12 protein-coding genes are annotated in these 15,747 nt (G+C 71.4%); 2 read left to right on the top strand and 10 right to left on the bottom strand.

Annotated elements, in window-relative coordinates:
* Positions 1-304 precede the first annotated feature (304 nt).
* The 4 genes from AC08OQ_RS09355 to AC08OQ_RS09340 are packed head-to-tail and all read right to left on the bottom strand — an operon-like array spanning position 305 to position 5,178.
* Positions 305-2,677, bottom strand: coding sequence for an ArnT family glycosyltransferase (locus AC08OQ_RS09355; protein WP_476600203.1), 2,373 nt, complete (start codon positions 2,675-2,677; stop codon positions 305-307).
* Positions 2,678-2,718: 41 nt separating this feature from the next.
* A complete protein-coding gene (locus AC08OQ_RS09350) occupies positions 2,719-3,723 on the bottom strand; it encodes a sensor histidine kinase (RefSeq protein ID WP_476600207.1) in 1,005 nt (334 codons plus the stop codon).
* Positions 3,605-4,426 (bottom strand): hypothetical protein, encoded by an 822-nt coding sequence (locus AC08OQ_RS09345; RefSeq protein WP_476600202.1) that lies wholly within the window; start codon positions 4,424-4,426, stop codon positions 3,605-3,607. Before AC08OQ_RS09345 ends, AC08OQ_RS09350 begins: the two co-directional genes overlap by 119 nt.
* Positions 4,423-5,178, bottom strand: a complete 756-nt coding sequence (locus tag AC08OQ_RS09340) for a response regulator transcription factor (protein WP_476600200.1) — start codon at positions 5,176-5,178, stop codon at positions 4,423-4,425. Before AC08OQ_RS09340 ends, AC08OQ_RS09345 begins: the two co-directional genes overlap by 4 nt.
* Before the next feature lie 445 nt (positions 5,179-5,623).
* Here AC08OQ_RS09340 and AC08OQ_RS09335 point away from each other — a divergent pair, with 445 nt between their 5' ends.
* Entirely contained in the window at positions 5,624-6,088 is a 465-nt protein-coding gene (locus AC08OQ_RS09335; protein ID WP_476593318.1) for a hypothetical protein, read from the top strand.
* A 67-nt stretch (positions 6,089-6,155) separates the two neighbouring features.
* Here AC08OQ_RS09335 and AC08OQ_RS09330 read toward each other — a convergent pair whose 3' ends face one another.
* From AC08OQ_RS09330 to AC08OQ_RS09315, 4 genes are all read right to left on the bottom strand, one after another.
* Positions 6,156-8,486, bottom strand: a complete 2,331-nt coding sequence (locus AC08OQ_RS09330; protein ID WP_476600198.1) for an Hsp70 family protein — start codon at positions 8,484-8,486, stop codon at positions 6,156-6,158.
* Positions 8,487-8,941: 455 nt separating this feature from the next.
* Positions 8,942-9,511 (bottom strand): hypothetical protein, encoded by a 570-nt coding sequence (locus AC08OQ_RS09325; protein ID WP_476600196.1) that lies wholly within the window; start codon positions 9,509-9,511, stop codon positions 8,942-8,944.
* Between the two features lie 50 nt (positions 9,512-9,561).
* On the bottom strand, positions 9,562-10,368 hold the full coding sequence (locus AC08OQ_RS09320; RefSeq protein ID WP_476600195.1) for a response regulator: 807 nt from the start codon (positions 10,366-10,368) through the stop codon (positions 9,562-9,564).
* Positions 10,365-11,507 (bottom strand): sensor histidine kinase, encoded by a 1,143-nt coding sequence (locus AC08OQ_RS09315; RefSeq protein WP_476600193.1) that lies wholly within the window; start codon positions 11,505-11,507, stop codon positions 10,365-10,367. Before AC08OQ_RS09315 ends, AC08OQ_RS09320 begins: the two co-directional genes overlap by 4 nt.
* A gap of 497 nt (positions 11,508-12,004) precedes the next feature.
* Between AC08OQ_RS09315 and AC08OQ_RS09310 the strand changes: the two genes are divergently transcribed.
* Positions 12,005-12,253 carry a DUF6158 family protein gene (locus AC08OQ_RS09310; RefSeq protein WP_011434791.1) on the top strand — a complete coding sequence of 83 codons (249 nt, stop codon included), beginning with the start codon at positions 12,005-12,007 and terminating at the stop codon, positions 12,251-12,253.
* Positions 12,254-12,293: 40 nt separating this feature from the next.
* On the opposite strand, the gene AC08OQ_RS09305 is transcribed toward AC08OQ_RS09310, so the two are convergent.
* Both AC08OQ_RS09305 and AC08OQ_RS09300 read right to left on the bottom strand, forming a co-directional pair.
* Positions 12,294-14,258, bottom strand: a complete 1,965-nt coding sequence (locus tag AC08OQ_RS09305) for a substrate-binding and VWA domain-containing protein (RefSeq protein WP_476600191.1) — start codon at positions 14,256-14,258, stop codon at positions 12,294-12,296.
* Positions 14,259-14,535: 277 nt separating this feature from the next.
* Positions 14,536-15,336 (bottom strand): nucleotidyltransferase family protein, encoded by an 801-nt coding sequence (locus AC08OQ_RS09300; RefSeq protein WP_476600189.1) that lies wholly within the window; start codon positions 15,334-15,336, stop codon positions 14,536-14,538.
* Positions 15,337-15,747 lie beyond the last annotated feature (411 nt).

Raw genomic sequence — 15,747 nt, 5'->3', positions numbered from 1 at the left:
CCCTGTATACGGGGATGACGACGTCCAGCATCGGGCGCGGACGGCCGCCGTCCGGCCCGAGCCATCTAGGCTGATGATGTTCAACGGGAATGCTCGCTCCGGTGCTCCCGGTCGTCTCGAAGGTCCCGGTCATCCCGGTCATCCCGGAGATCACGGTCGTCGAGGAAGGCATCCGCGTCATCGTCATGCTCTCCACCCTCGGTTCGGGAGCTGTGCCGCTCGTGTGCCGATGCTGTGCGCCTGCTGTGAGCGTCGGCCGGGCTGAGGATCGCCTCGGCGATTGCGGTTGTGGTGCGGAGCGGCGTCAGGTAGTGACGCCGGTGCCCGTCGTGGAGCCGGCGGTGGCGCCGGTCTTCGGTGCGGTCAGGTCGTAGAGGGTCACGCCGTCGACCGTCTTCGAGGTGAAGTTCTCCGTCACCCAGCTGGAGATCTCCCGTGAGGACGAGCTACCGCCGTTGGCCTGACCGAAACCGCCGCCGCCGATGAAGTAGTGGATCTTTCCTTCGGCGACGTACTGCTTGAACTGTGCCAGGGTGGGCGAGGGGTCGCTCCCGTTGAACCCGCCGACCGGCATGACCGGGTCCTGGGTCGCGAGCTGGTATCCGGCTGCGCTATTCGAGCCGACCGCGGCGGCGACCCAGGTGTAGGAGTCCGCGTTCTGCCTGAGCAGCTTCACGATCGCGTCGCTGGGAGTGACGGCGCTGAGTAGACCGCCCGGGCCACCGCCCCGGGTCTCCTGCCCGCCGAGGATCCCGTTCCCCAGCACGCTGGTTCCGGTTCCGGCACCACCACCCGCCTGGCCGGGCATCCCGCCCTGGCCGCCGGGCATCTGCTGCCCACCGTCGGGGAAGGCCCCACCGGGGAAGATTCCACCACCCTGTGGGCCAGCCTGCGGGCCGCCCTGGCCCATGCCCTGCGGCGGGAAGCCCTGCTGATGGCCGGCCTGCAGGCCGCCCTGGCCCATGCGGCCGCCACCCGGCCCGCCGAAGCCGGCGCCGGCGGGACCCGCAGCCGGGATCGAGCCGGTGTGCGGGGTCGCCGCGGTGGCGATGGCGTACGAGCCGGGTCCGAGGAGCCCGGCGACCAGCGCCACGGCGGCGACGCCGAGCGCGGCCCGCCGCGGCAGTCGGATGGCTGCGAGGAACCCGAGCGCCGCGATGATCCCGGCGACGAGCACGGCGTACCGGATCCACGGATGCCACTGGGGGGTGCGGTTCAACAGGGTGTAGCACCAGGCGGTGGTGGCAGCCATCGTGGCGGCCGAGACCACGGCGGCGGCGGGATGCCGGCGCTGACGCCAGAGCAGCGCGCAGCCCATCCCCACCAGGGCGCCGACCGCCGGGGCGAGCGCCACCGTGTAGTAGGCGTGGAAGATGCCCTTCATCTGGCTGAAGACGATGCCGGTGACGAGCAGCCAGCCGCCCCAGAGGAGGAAGGCGGCGCGGGCGCGGTCCGTCCGCGGGGTGCGCCGGGTGATCCACAGTCCGGCGACGAGCAGGATCAGTGCGGTCGGGAGCAGCCAGGAGATCTGACCGCCGACCTCCGAGCCGAACATGCGGGTCCAACCGGCCTGGCCCCACATGCCGCCCCCGCGGCCGCCCGGACCCCCGGGACCGAAGACGACCGTGCCGCCGCCGGGAACGGCGCCTGCCGCGTTGTTCCCGATGAATTCCGGCAGGCCGCCCATCCGGCCACCGCCGACGCTGCCGGTCTCGTTGCCGGTAAGTCGGCCGAGCCCGTTGTAACCGAGGGTGAGCTCCAGCAGGCTGTTGTGCTGTGAACCCCCGATGTAGGGGCGGGAGGACGCCGGGACGAGCTCCACGATCGCGATGAAGAGGCCGGCGGGGATCAGCAGTCCGAGCCCCGCGGCCAGGGTTTGCCGGACGCGCCGCCAGAACGAGGTCGGCGCGGTCACCAGGTACACCAGTGCGAAGACAGGGACGACGAGCAGTGCCTGCAGCAGCTTCGTCAGGAAGGCGAAGCTGACCAGGACCCCGGAGAACACCAGCCAGCGGGTGCTCGCCTGCTCGATCGCCCGCAACGTCGCGTAGGCCGCGGCGACCAGGAGCAGCACGAGCAGGGCGTCCGGGTTGTTGAACCGGAACATCAGGGCCGCGACCGGGGTCAGGGCCAGCACCGCGCCGGCGAGCAGGCCCGCACCGGCGGAGAATTGCCGCCGCACGGTCTGGTAGAGCAGGCCGACGGTGACGACACCCATCAGCGCCTGGGGCACGAGGATGCTCCAGGCGCTCAGGCCGAAGATCCGGACGGACAGCGCCATGACCCACAGGGAGGCCGGCGGCTTGTCGACCGTGATTGAGTTGGCAGCGTCCGAGGAGCCGTAGAAGAACGCCTTCCAGCTCACCGAGCCGGCCTGGACCGCGGCCGAGTAGAACGCGTTCGCCCATCCCGACGCGCCGAGGCCCCACAGGTAGAGCACACCTGTGCCCACCAGCAGGGTGACCAGTGCTGGTCGGGCCCAGCGGGCGTCCTCGGCGGCTACGTCTTCGGCGGCTACGAGGCCACCGGAGCCGTCGACCGGGGGCCCGGTCTCGGTGGGGGCGTCGGGGGAGGGCACATGGTGGGGCTGGTCCCTGGTCCACGGCATGCGCCGCCGATGTCCAGGGGCCCGACCGCCTCCGGAGAGGGGCACCGGGTCGGTGAGTATGGGCGACATGGGGATCACTGTCGACCGCGGACCTTTCGGCTTCTTGTGATCTACCTGTACGCAGGCTGTGAAGCTCGGTCGGGGTGCGTCGGGCCGGTCAGGCGGGCAGGCTCGGGTGGGACCGTCCCCGAGGGTGGGAGGCATCGGGGCAGCTCGACCATGAAGGCGGTGCGTCCCGGCTCGCTCGTGGCCTGCACGTGCCCGTGATGTGCCTCGACGACGGCGGCGACGATGGCGAGCCCCAGCCCGGTGCTACCGGCGGCGCGGGACCGCGAGCTGTCGCCGCGCGCGAAGCGTTGGAAGACCTCGGGGAGCAGATCCGGGGGGATGCCCGGGCCGTCGTCCACGACCGCGAGGATCGCCGTGGGGCCGCTCACGGTCAGGCTCGCCGTGACCTGGGTGCCCGGCGGCGTGTGGGTGCGGGCGTTGGCCAGCAGGTTCGCGAGAACCTGGTGCAGGCGGGCCGAGTCCCCGGTGACCGTGACCGGCTCCTCGGGCAGGCCGAGGGCGAAGCGGTGGCCCGGGGCGGCCACGTGCGCGTCGCTGACCGCGTCGACGATCAGCCGGGAGACGTCCACCGGTTCCCGGACCAGGTCCCGACCGGAGTCGAGCCGGGCGAGCAGCAGCAGGTCGGAGACCAGCGCCGTCATCCGCGCGCTTTCGGACTCGACCCGGCTCATCGCGTAGGTGACGTCCGCGGGGACGTGCTCGCGGGTCCGGCGGGTCAGCTCGGCGTACCCGCTGATCGCCGCGAGCGGAGTGCGCAGTTCGTGGCTGACGTCGGCGAGGAACTGGCGCATCCGCATCTCGCTCGCGTGCCGGGCGGCCAGCGCGGCACCGATGTGGCCGAGCATCCGGTTGAGTGCCGCCCCGACCTGGCCGACCTCTGTGCGCGGGTCGGTGTCGACCTGCGGCACACGCACCGACAGGGCCACCTCACCCCGGTCGAGGGGTAGCTCGGCGACCCGGGAGGCCGTCGCGGCGACCCGCCGCAGCGGTCGCAGCGTGACGCGGACGATCGCCGTGCCGGCGATCGCGGCGGCCGCGATCCCCACCAGGGCCACCACCCCAGCGATCATCGCCATCCTGGTGAGGGTCGCGTTCACCTGTTTCATCTTTCATCGGCAGCCCGGTGATGACGGTCATACCGTCAGGGGTGGTCCTCGCGAGGAGCCGATAGTCACCCTGATCGCCGAACGCCCGGGTATACGGCCGCAGGTAGGCGGGAATGCCCGCGACGACGGCGGTCTCGGCGGTGGTCAGCTCCTTCCCCTCACCGGCGGTATCGATGAAGGCCCCGTAGGTTCCATCCTCGTCCACGACGGCTCCCAGCGTTCCCGGATCGACCGGTCCACGGAAGAACCGGCGGACCCGCAGCTGCTGCGGGCTGAGGCTGGACGGCTGGCCGGCGGCAGCGGAATCGGCAGCGGAATCGGCAGCGGAGTCGGCGGGGGCAGCGGAGCCGGCGGCGGTGGCCGAGCCGCCGGCAGTGCCGTAGCCGGCGTTCCCCTCGGCCGGGGCCGGGAAGGACGGGAGGTTCTGAAGAAAGGCGGGTTCCGGCCGGTCCCATCGTCCGCTGGCCTCCCGCAGCCGCCTGTCGAGCTGGTCGACGAGGACACCTCGCAGCGCGACGGCGGTGACGAACACGATCGCCAGCGAGACGGTCGCCAGCAGGAGCATCAGTAGGGCGAGCAGCCGGGTGCGCAACGACCAGCGCGAGGGCGAGACCGGCACGATCCGGTGAGCCGGGGAGCTCATGCCGGGCCCGGCGCGGTGCCCCTCGATGACGGGGTGGCGGAGGTCTTCGGTGCCAGCGCCGGATCGGCCGGCCGCAGGACGTACCCGGCCCCGCGCATCGTGTGGATCATCGGGGGGCGGCCGGCGTCGATCTTCTTGCGCAGGTACGAGACGTAGAGCTCGACGACGTTCGCCTGGCCGCCGAAGTCGTAGTTCCAGACCCGGTCGAGGATCTGGGCCTTGCTGAGCACCCGGCGTGGGTTGCGCATGAAGAAGCGCAGCAGGTCGAACTCGGTGGCGGTGAGGTGCACCGGCTGGCCGGCGCGCTGCACCTCCCGGCTCTCCTCGTCCATCGTGAGGTCGCCGACGACGCGCCGGGCGCCCTGCAACGCCTCGGTGGTGCGCGCGGCGCGACGCATCAGTCCGCGCAGCCGCGCGACGAGCTCCTCGAGACTGAACGGCTTCGTGACGTAGTCGTCGCCGCCGGCGGTGAGTCCCGCCACCCGGTCCTCGACGGCGTCCCGGGCGGTCAGAAACAGCACCGGTACGTCCGGGCTCTCCGCCCGCAGGCGCCGAAGCACCTCCAAGCCGTCCATGTCGGGCAGCATGATATCGAGAACGACCGCGTCCGGCCGGAAGTCGCGGGCGAGCCGCAGCGCTCCGCGACCATCCGCGGCGCTGCGCACTTCCCACCCCTCGTAGCGCAGCGCCATCGACAGCAACTCCGCCAGTGTCGTCTCGTCGTCTACCACGAGGACCCGCACCGATTGCATGGTGTCAGCTTCGCCTCCTTGGCTGGCTGTTACCTGAGGTCTTGCTGTGAGCTTGCTGTGAGCTGGTTCTGTGAATGCCCGGGGCCGCGGAATCGTAGGTGTGCCACTCGCCGCGATGTCCATCGACGAGACGACGGGGACCCCCTCGAATGGCAGCCTCCCCCGGGTGGCGGGCCCGACGGCTCCGATGGGATGGACACCACGTTCGGTCAAGCATCGCATCACATCTTGCCAAGATTTTATCTTGGTGAGACTAATGTGGGCGGAGGTGATGAGAGATGGGAGAATATCAACGGGATCACGATGTGATCTGTCGTCGGGTTGACCGTTGGAGTATCCCCCTTCAGGGGGTTCACCTGCGCAAACTGGGTAGGTGTACAGCATGGCTTGCCATAGTCGTCCTCGGTCCGCCGTCCGCGGTAACCGTCCCCGTATCGTGCGCCGGGTGGTACTGCCCACCGCAACTCTGGTCACCGCGGGAGTTGTGACCGTGGGTACGGCGTTCGCCTGTTCCAGATCGTCCTCGGTGGCGTCGGCCCCCGGGGAAACCAGCCGCGTCGTCGCCGCCGTAGCTCGCGGCGCCGGCACCTTCCCGCCGTCGGCCGGGGATGCGGGCGCGATTGCCGAGGCGGTCCGGACGAGCCCGTTCACCGCGGATGTTCCGCCGCAGAACTACGAGGTCACCGGGACCACCGTGGCCGCCAGCGACCCGAGCTGGGCACTGACCGAGCTGCGCCCGACTGTGGCCGATCTCGACCGGGCCGAGGGGGTACTGCATCACACGGACTCCGGGTGGGAACTGGTCCAGCTCGGTACCTACGAGGTCGGGTGTGGCGTCGTGCCCGAGGCGGTGCTGGACGACCTCGGCCTGAAGTGCCCGCCGCGGGACGGCTCGGTCTTCCCGACCTGATCTCCGGGAGTTCCGGGAGTTCCGGGAGTTCCGGGCGGCGGATCTGCCTGCCGGGACGGCCGGAGCGTCAGGGGGTGTAGATGATGTCCCAGAGCCGAGCGGTCATGTCGGTACTGGTGGTGGCGAGCAGGAGGCCGTAGGGAGCGAACGCGCAGCTCATCACCGTGCTGCTGTGCCCGGTGAGGGTGGCGATCGCGGACCCGGTCGCGACGTCCCACAGTTGCGCGGTGTCGTCGGTGCTCGCCGTCGCCAGCAGGTGGCCGTCCGGGGAGAAGGCGCAGCTCTGCGCCGAACCCGGCAGGGTGAGCACGGTGGTGCCGCTGGAGGCGTCGGTGAGCCGGGTGCCCTCGTTGCCGCTCGTCGCGAGCAGCCGGCCGTCGGGAGAGAAGGCGCAGCCGCCGGCGAAGTTCGTGTGCCCGGGTAGGCTCATGATGATCTCGCCGACCGTGACGTCCCACAGCAGGGTGGACTCCGCGCCGGCGGTGACCAGCAGCCGGCCGTCGGGGGAGAAGGCGCAGCCGTAGACCGAGCCGCGATGGCCGTTGAGGGTGGCAAGGTTCTTCCCGGTCGACGAACCCCACAGCCGGACGGTGCGGTCGGTACTGGTCGTGGCGAGCAGGCTGCCGTCCGGGGAGAAGGCGCAGCCGTACACGGGTCCCCGGTGCCCGGTCAGGGTCACCGTCTGGCGGGCGGCGTCGACGTCCCAGATGCGGGCCGTCTTGTCGCTGCCGGTGGTGGCGAGCAGCTTGCCGTCCGGGGAGAAGGCGCAGCCGTGCACGACCAGGCTCTTGCGCCCGCTGAGCGTGACCGACGTTCGGCCGGTGGCGACGTCCCACAGCCGGGTGCCGTCCTTGCTGGTGGTGGCGAGCACCTTGCCGTCTGGGGAGAAGGCCGCCGAGGTGACATCGCGTTCGTGTCCCTTGAGGGTGGCCCGCGCGGTGACCTCGACGTGGTGGGACGGGCGGCTGCTGCGCTCGAAGCCGCGCAGGTCCGCCGGCACCGCCGACCCCATCGGCACCGGCCCGGACGGAAGCGTGGTCGCCAACCAGTCGGCGTCGCGGACCGGAGTGCCGGGTGCCGCGTGGGTGTGGATGAGGCTACCCGGTGCCTCGGCGGCCAGGTCGAACAGGAAACCGTCGGTGAGGCGGACCCGCGCCAGCACGGCGCTCGCGTCGAAGCGTTCCCCGGGCTCGACGAGCCAGCGCACCATCGTCGCCCGCCCGCCGGGGATGTCCCAGCGAGCCGGTTGCAGGACCGGATTCGGGCGCGCCGCGGTGGTCCGGCGGGTGGAGACCGAGCTTGCCCAGGCGGCGGCGCCGAGCACCACGGCGAGCTCGGGATCGGCGGGGAGGTAGATCTGCTGCCCCGGCCAGTCGGTGCCGACCCCGAGCCGACCTTCGAGGATGTCGGTGACGACCGGGATCCGGGAGCTGCCCCCGACGAGGAGCACCCCACTCAGCTTGTCCGGTCCGTAACCGGATGACTTCAGCAGGTGCTGGCAGCAGGCCATCGTGCGGGCCAGGATGGGGGAGGCGAGCTGGGTGAACCGGTCACGCTGCATGCTGACCAGCAGGCCGGCCGGGCTGAAAACGTCCTCCACGACGGCGATGGCGGAGAGCTGATGTTTCACCGCCCGGGCGAAGTCGAGCAGCTCGTGGCGGGTCCGGTTGGCCGTGGTCTGGAACGTCTCGCCGATCCCGGGCGGATTCAGTAGCGGTTCCAGCCCCGGCCCGTACAACCCCAGGATCTCGTCGAACAGAATCTGGTCGAGTTCGCGGCCGCCGCAGTCGTGCAGAGCCGAGTGGGAGAGCAGCTCGTGCCGGCCGTCCTCACCGACCGCGACCAGTGCCCCCTCGAACGTCCCGCCACCCAGGTCGTACACGAGCATGAGCGAGCCAGGCTCGGGCGCGGCGCCGACCACCGGCGACCAGGCCGCCGCGACCGGCTCGGCGAGCAGGTCCACGTCGACGAACCCGGCGGCCTCCGCCGCGGCGATCATCGTCCGGCGCAGCGGGCCGGCGGGATCGTAGCTCGCCGGTATCGTGACGACGGCCCGCGACAGCGCCGCACCGCCGAGCTGCTGTTCGGCCTCGGCCTTCAGCGCGGACAGCACCGCGGCCACCAGCACGTGCGCCGGATAGCCGCGGCCGTCGAGCGACACGGCGCTGTCCCGGGCCAGATCGCGCTTGACCTCGCCGCGGTACGCCGCGGGCCAGATCCGCTTGCGCCGCTCAGCGAGCGTGCCGACGATCAGGCTGCCGCCGTCCACGAAGACCGACGCGGGCCAGCTCGCCGAGCCGCTCGCGGGCTCCTTCACCGGTTCGATGCGACCGTCGACGGCCAAGGCGGCCGAGGCACTGCAGGTGCCGTAGTCGATGGCGAGGATCGGCTCGCCCACAGCACCCCCTGTCCACGTTTCCAGTGGGCAGATCATAGCGATGTCGACAAAGCCACCAGCGACACCCTCACCAGTGGGGCAAAAGCTGGGACCAAATGTTTGCGACCGGTTGCCCTTCGTAGCGGCTCTCGCCGGTGCGGACAGCGGCGGCCGGCGCCTGCCGGCATGAACAGGCAGACTGCCGGCCTTCCCCGGCGACCGACAGTCCGCGGAACCACGCCGGTGCGCCCCCGATCCGGCACCAAGCTGTCTCGCTTCCCCCGACGATCCGGCCCGACCCGTCGCACCGGCATGGTCCCTGCCCTCGATCCTGGTAATTCCGATGGGCCGACACCATCCCTCAATCATCGGGGGAAAGCGGATGATCCCCGGCCGTCACCGATCCGTCCGGGTGATCCATCGGCTGGGGCGCCAGGGCGCGCGACGCAGGTCGCCCGTGGCGGCCGCCAGTCCGGCTACCTGCTCGGCGGCCTGCTTGCCGAGATCGACGGCCAGGTGCGCGGTAGCGAGGACCCCTCGCCCGGGATCGTGCGCAGCCGGGCGACCACCGGTCCGAGCCGGATGATCTGAAGGTAGCCCGCGAGCGGATCGCCGGTGGCGAGATGCAGGTGGGCGGACCCGTCCGTGACGGGCGTGCCGTCCGTGACGGGCCCGGCCCGGGCGACCAGGCGTCGGGTGAGTAGGGCGGCCCTCCGGTTGTTGCGCAGCAGCCACCGCGAGTCGTCCAGCCGGTACAGATCCGCGTCCGGGGTGCCCAGCCAGATCGCGTGCCCACGGTGCACCGCCTGGATCTCACGGCCGTCCGCCTCGGCATTCGTGCCGTCGCCGGGGATCGGTTGGTCAGCCGGATGGGCCGTCGCGACGTCGGGAGATCTGATCCGCCACATGCCGACGGGGAGCGCATCCGGTCCCAGGAACGACCCGAGGAAGGCTGCCCAGAGACGACAGGACCGCGGATGACCTTCGTCCCCGCCGTTTCCCCCGCCCATCCTGACGAGGGTGTGGCCGAAGTCGGCGCAGGACAATCCCTCGAAATCAAGGGGGTCTCAATCGAGGGGCCTCAGCCAAGGGGGGCTCAGCCGAACCCGAGCTCGCGGGCCCAGAGGGCGGCCGCCGTGCTGGGCGGGATCGTCGCCGGGGCGTCGGGATGGCTCGCCACGTACTTCGCCTTCGCCGTGCGCAGATAGTCGGCGATGACACTGGCCTTGACGTTCATCGCCCGTGCCGCCTCCCGGTGGGACATGCCCCGGCAACCGACGAGGACCATCACCTCAGCCTCCCGCGGGGAGGGCCGGTGCAGGCGGCGGCGTCGGCGGGCGGCGTCGAAGATTCGATCGAGCAGGTCGTGCACGGTGGCGGCGGTCATTCCCCACTCGCCGCGCAGTTCATCGATGAGGTCGCCCTGGGCGAGTCCGCGCAGCAGGTTCCGTTCCGCGGGCCCGATCTCGCCCCGGGACAGCGGTCGCCGGTGCGCATCCTCCAGTAGAAACCCGGCGAGGCGGGCGGAGATGTGGAAGCTACCCTCGGCGACGGCGGTCACCGCCGCCACGAACTGCTGGGCCGGGGCGGTCTTCTCAACGAAGCCGCGAGCCTGTGCGGCGACCGCGTCGAGGACCTCGTCCGGTGTCGCCACCCCGGAGGTCGCCAGCACCCGAAGACCGCGCCGATGCAGGTCGGCCACGGCGGCGGCCCCGGACACCCCGGGCAGGTGCAGGTCGCACACCACGATCCCGGGCGTGGTGTCCCGGTCGAAGGTCTCCAGGCTCGGGGCCGGCGCCAGCACGGAAAACCCCGCGCCGGCGAACCTGGCGGCCAGCGATTCGGTGGCGATCGGGTGATCGTCAATGATCGCCACCGAGACCGGCCGGCGATCGACGCTCATCGACCGTCCCCGGGCGTGCCGTCCCCGGTCGGCTCGGCGGCAGGCCAGCGGAAGGTCACCTTCGTCCCACCACCCGGCCAGGCGGTCACCAGGGTCTCCCCGCCATACCGGCGCAGAGCGGAATAGCTTCCGGTCATGCCTCCGCCCGGTCGGACGGAGCCGGGATCGAACCCCACCCCCCTGTCCCGGACGACCACCAGCACCGAATCCGCGTCGCCCTCGACGAAGAGGTGAACCTCGTCGGTGCTGGCGGAGTGTCGAACCACGTTGCGCAGGGCCTCCCTCGTCGCGGCCACCAGTGCCTCGCGGACCTCCGCGGGCGGTTCACCCTTGATCGACACGAAGGGCACCAGGGCGAGCCCCTCGTCGGCGAAGGCGTCCACGACCGCGGACATCATCTCCTCGAGGCCGTTCTGGGTGGAGCCCGGCGAAGCCGTGCCGTCGATGGCCAGGGCCCTCGGGTCTATCCCGCGTGGATCCATGATGATCCGACGCGCCCGCTGTGCCCCGCGCCGGGCCTCCCGGACGAGCGCCGGCGAGGGCACTCCACCGGCGGCGACGTGATCGACGACGGGGAGCAGGTAGTCGTGGATCTCCCGATGGGTGATCTCGCGTTGGCGCAGGCTCTCGGCCTCCTTCTCCTGCTCGATCGCGAGCCGCCCGGCCGCCGCGGCCTCGTCCTGGGCGGCCGCGGTCGCCGCGGAGAGCGCGCGCAGCTCATGGGCGATGAGCATGGCGACGACGTACCACAGGGCGAAGCCCAACAGGTCCGAACCGAGCTTGAGGGAGACGTCCGGCAGCACGGCCAGGCTCCACGCCGCCATCAGGACGGCCACCGCACCGACCGCGAGCAGCGTCAGCCCGAGGCCGAAGCCGATGCCCGCGGGTGCGACGAGGCTGAACGGCACGAGCTCAGTCATGATCTTGTTGCGTTCGTCGGGTTGCGCGGCTCTGGACCCGACGAGCATCAGCGCCACGCAGAAGGCGACGTCCGCTAGGACCAGCCGGGGGGACAGCCGGCCCGGCCGCCGCCAGACCCGCCAGGTGAACCAGGATGCCTTGACGGCCGCGGCCGCCACGATCAGCACGGCGATCCACGGGTGGCGCAGGCGAGCCCAGCCGAAGAGCGGAATGATCATGAACGTCGCACAGGCTGCTCTGGTATAGCCGACCATTCGGGACATACGTTGCTCGGTGCGTTGGATGACGTCGCAGGAAGAAGCCGCCGATCCGACCAACATGGTCATAGTGCGCAACGGTAGCGAGCCAGCCACAGATCGACCAGCGCCTGACCAGTGGCCGGCCAGAGTGCCTGACCAGTGGTCGACCAGAAGGAGCGGGCATCTGGTCGTCCCGGTGTGTGAAGAGCGCCATCCGGGCACCGCAATCAGATGCAGACCACGTATCCCGTCATCGTCACGGTCCCGCCGCCGGGTCCCGGCCCGACGCCACCCGAGCCCTCGCCGCCCTCGCCGATCCCCGATCCTGTTCTGCCCGGTCCCGAGCCGACGCCACCCGAGCCCGCGCCGGATCCGGTACCACCGCCCGGCCCGGGGCCGGATGTTCCGATCCCGCCGAACCTGCTGGTCCTCCCGCCAGCCGGGAATCGCGCCGCCGGAATGGGTAGACCGAGGGCATGATGCACCGACCAGCTGGAATCCCCGCGCAGGAGCTGACCGACGTTGACCTCGTCCGGGAGCTGCGGCACCTGCATCGCACCCGGCACGACGCCTTCATCGCGGGGAGCGAGGACGCCTTCGAGACCCACACCGCGCGGATGCTGGAGCTCGAACGCGAATACCTGCGGAGGTTCCCAGACGCCGCGAGTCCCGATCCGCGCCGGACCCGAGCCGGCAGACGGCGTGCCGCCGGGGTTCCCGTCTGAGCTGCTTCAGGGGCGTGTGGCTTCAGGAACGCGCGTGGCTTCAGGGGCGGACGCGGGTCAGCGCGTCGAGGTAGATGTCGACCACCTGGCTCGGGTCCGGCCGGAGGTAGGAGCGTCCTCCGGTCGCCGCGGCGATGCGCCGCAGCGCGGTGAGGTCGGCGTCGTTGCTGTAGGCGATCATGATTATGGCGACCGGCCGCTTCGGGTCGTAGTCGGCGTGCAGCTGTTCGATCAGCCCGTCCAGGCTCGGCGCGGCAGCACCCCGGTTCGTGTCGCGACCGTCGGTGAGGATGACGACCTGGTTGAGCCGGCCGGGGACGTAGTGCTGGGTCAGGAAACGGAAGGCCGCGAGCGTGGTGGCGTACAGATCGGTGGCTCCGCCGGGGACGATCCCGGCCTGCGCGGCGATCAGCTCGTCCCGATGGGTGCCGCCTCGTCCGGGTGCGTTAAGCGGAGCCATCGGCACGAGATCCCGGTAGCCTTGGACGCCCTGCTCGCCGGAGAACCGCCAGAGACCGACCTGGCTGTCGGGTGCAAACAGGCGCAGGCCGGCCAGGGAGGTCTCGACGGCCGCCTGCATCCGAGTTCTTGACGGGTCGGTGCCCGGGACCGGTTCGGCCATCGATCCGGAGCTGTCAAGCGCCACGAGGGTGGCACCACGCTGACGGGCATGGCGGAAGAACCGCCGAGCCGTGCCGAGCGTGCTGTCGGAGGCGTCCGTGCTCGCCAGCTTGGGCGGGACGGAGCGCACCCCATCGGTCGCGTTCAGCGTCTCGGCCAGCCCGCCTGGGTCATCGTGGCCCGCCAAGTCGGTGAGTGTGCGGAAACCGGCTCCGGTAAGGGCCGCGCGGCCCGCGTCCCCGCGCACGAAGGTGGCGAAGGCGTCCGCCGCGGCCCGCCGGGACGACGAGCTCGCCGTCTTCTTCAGGACGATGTACGGCACCGTCGCCGTGAACATCCCGTCCGAGGGGCTGGACGCCACCAGCGTCGTGGCCAGGCGGTTACCGTTCTGGCTCGTCAGGGACCGGTTGTAGGCGATGACATCGGCCTCCAGGGCCGGGAAGGCCGAGGGAGCGGATCCGGCCGCGCCGTTCTCCGTGCCGCCGGTGCGCACCGAGTCGAAGAGCTGCTGGTCATACTCCGGCAGCCAGTCGATGGAGCGTTCCTGCCGGAGCACGGTGAGCTGGGCCGCGCGATCCTGGTCGAACGTGCCGGTGGTCATCTCGGCCGCGGTGAGTCCGCGGGCGGCGCTCACCGTTCCGATGACGGCCCGCAGCGCGGCGGCTGAGTTCTCCGGATTGGCCATGGCGAACCGGAAGTCCCCCCACCGGGGCTCGCCCCGGTGGGTCCAGAAATCGGCCTCGCCCGCGGCCGCGGCCAGTTCGGCCCAGGTCACATGATGCTCGGGCCAACCGAGGCGCTGCGCCATGAGTCTCGGCATGGCGATGACGACGGGCGATCCCGCGATCGTCGTGGCCTTCGCCGGCAGTTGCGCCGTGGCCGGGTCCGATTCCTGGCCCAGCTCCAGCCAGTCGGCCGACTCCGGAATCCAGACGTCGGGCGGGCCGGGGGAGTCCGGCGACTCCGGTCGGGACAGCGTGTCGAGCACCCGGTCGGAGGCGACCGCCGACACGGCGAGGGTCACACACGGGCCCGCCGAGCCCTCGGCACCGGCGCGCCGAAGATCGAAGTCGGCGGCGAGCCGGCTGATCGGCGCCGCGAGTGCCGGCGCGGTGGTGATGGTCAGGGTGGCCCGTTCGCCGCCGTCCGCGCATTCCCCGGCCGGTCCGGCATCCCAGGCGGCGCGGGCCGCGAACCCGATCCCGGTGGCGGTCAACGCGCCCAGCACAAGCAGCGCCGCGCCGCTGACGATGCCCAGGCCGACGGTGACGGCGCGGCCACGGCCGCGGCCACCGGCCCGGGACCCGCCATACCGGGACCCGCCGTGATGGGACCCGCCACCACGAAATCTGTTGCGGCGGGATCGATGACGGGCGTCGGACACGGAGACGTCCTTTCCGCGAGCGAGCGTCGTGTCCGTCCCTGACCCGCCACCAGCACGATGGTCTGCCTGCGTTTCCCGCTGTTTCTCGCCGAGTCCATCGCGCAGCGCCCGACACCATCCCCGGGTGTCCGGCCGGCCCCAGATAGTGATGATATTGTGCCCCGTGCCGGTTCCCCTGCCGCCGATACTGCCGATAGCCCGGTTGGGCGTCATCCTTTCTTGGAAGACCGGGGTCTGCTGTTGTTCTTCCGTTTCTCACGTCGTTGCGGCGGTGTTCCTACTTATGGGTCCTTCGCGTTCTACCCGGGCTGGGTGTGCGCGTCGCCGATGGCGAGGTCGGTGGGGCGACGGCGGCTGGGGTTTCGAGGTCGGCCAGGGTTTCGACGTCGGCCAGGGTTTCGACGTCGGCCAGGGTGTCGACGTCGGCGGGTGAGCCGGTGCCGTCGCAGGGCACGCCGGTGACCCGTCCCGGGTGGGCCCGCAGCCATGCCCGGGCGCCGACCTCGCCGCGCGCGAGAGCCGCCGCCTCGGGCCAGACCGAGCGGCGTAGCAGGACGGGATGGGCCGGCCGGCCTCCGTAGGTGGCGATCAGCGCCGGATGGGTCGACCCCGGATCGGCCGCGGCGGAGATCAGACGTTGCACCGCCGCCGCGCCGAGGGACGGTTGGTCTACCAGGGTGACGACCACGGCGTCGGCGTCGGTGCCGACCAGGGCGGCGAGACCGGCCCGCAGCGACGCGCCGACACCCTCGGCCCACCGCGCGGCCGATACCAGGCGAACCTCCGGCATCGGGCCGGCCGTGGGTTCCATCCCAGCCGTGGGTTCCAGGCCGATCTCGGGCGCATCCTCGCCCGCGGGCGCCGGCCCGGCGACCCGGCGGGTGGCGAGGCGTCGCACGACGGCGCCCACCTCGTCCGCGGCGGCGCCGGTGACGACCACGACCGGCCGGCAGCCCCCCGCCGTGAGCAGGCGGACACCCCGCTCGACCAGCGTCACACCGCCCAGCTCGACCAGGGCCTTGGGGCGTCCCATCCGCCGTCCGGCCCCGGCGGCGAGCAGCAGGCCGGCGACGTTCACGTGCTCCGGTATACCCGCCCCTGCGTCGCAGGAATTCGACGATCCGGATGTCGAAGACGGCGTTGTCGTCCCCGGCCACCATTCTTTGCAGGGAAGTTCACGGCCCCGCTTGGCGTAGCTCTTGAGACAGTCCGCCCGCTCCACAAAACAAGTCCATCGCAGTAAGCGAAGATCCGTGAGTCAGGGACATGCCAGGTAGCAGGGGCTGGGCGCCCAAGGCTTGCCCCGCCCGTCGGCGTGTTGGACTGACTGTAGCCTGCTTTCTGCGTTGTGACATCGTTACGTGACTTGCGGTCACGTCCTTCCTGGCTCTGAGTGCCGTGCGTTCGTAGCAGGAGAGATCGCCGCTGATCTCGGTGCCGACGCTCCCATTCGTCGAGTGGGCGGCGCTCTTGGCCGGGCGCATGGCGC

This window comes from Frankia sp. CcCS3, assembly GCF_977927575.1.
Note: the sequence above shows the minus strand (reverse complement) of the source record. Positions and strands in the feature narration are given on the sequence as shown.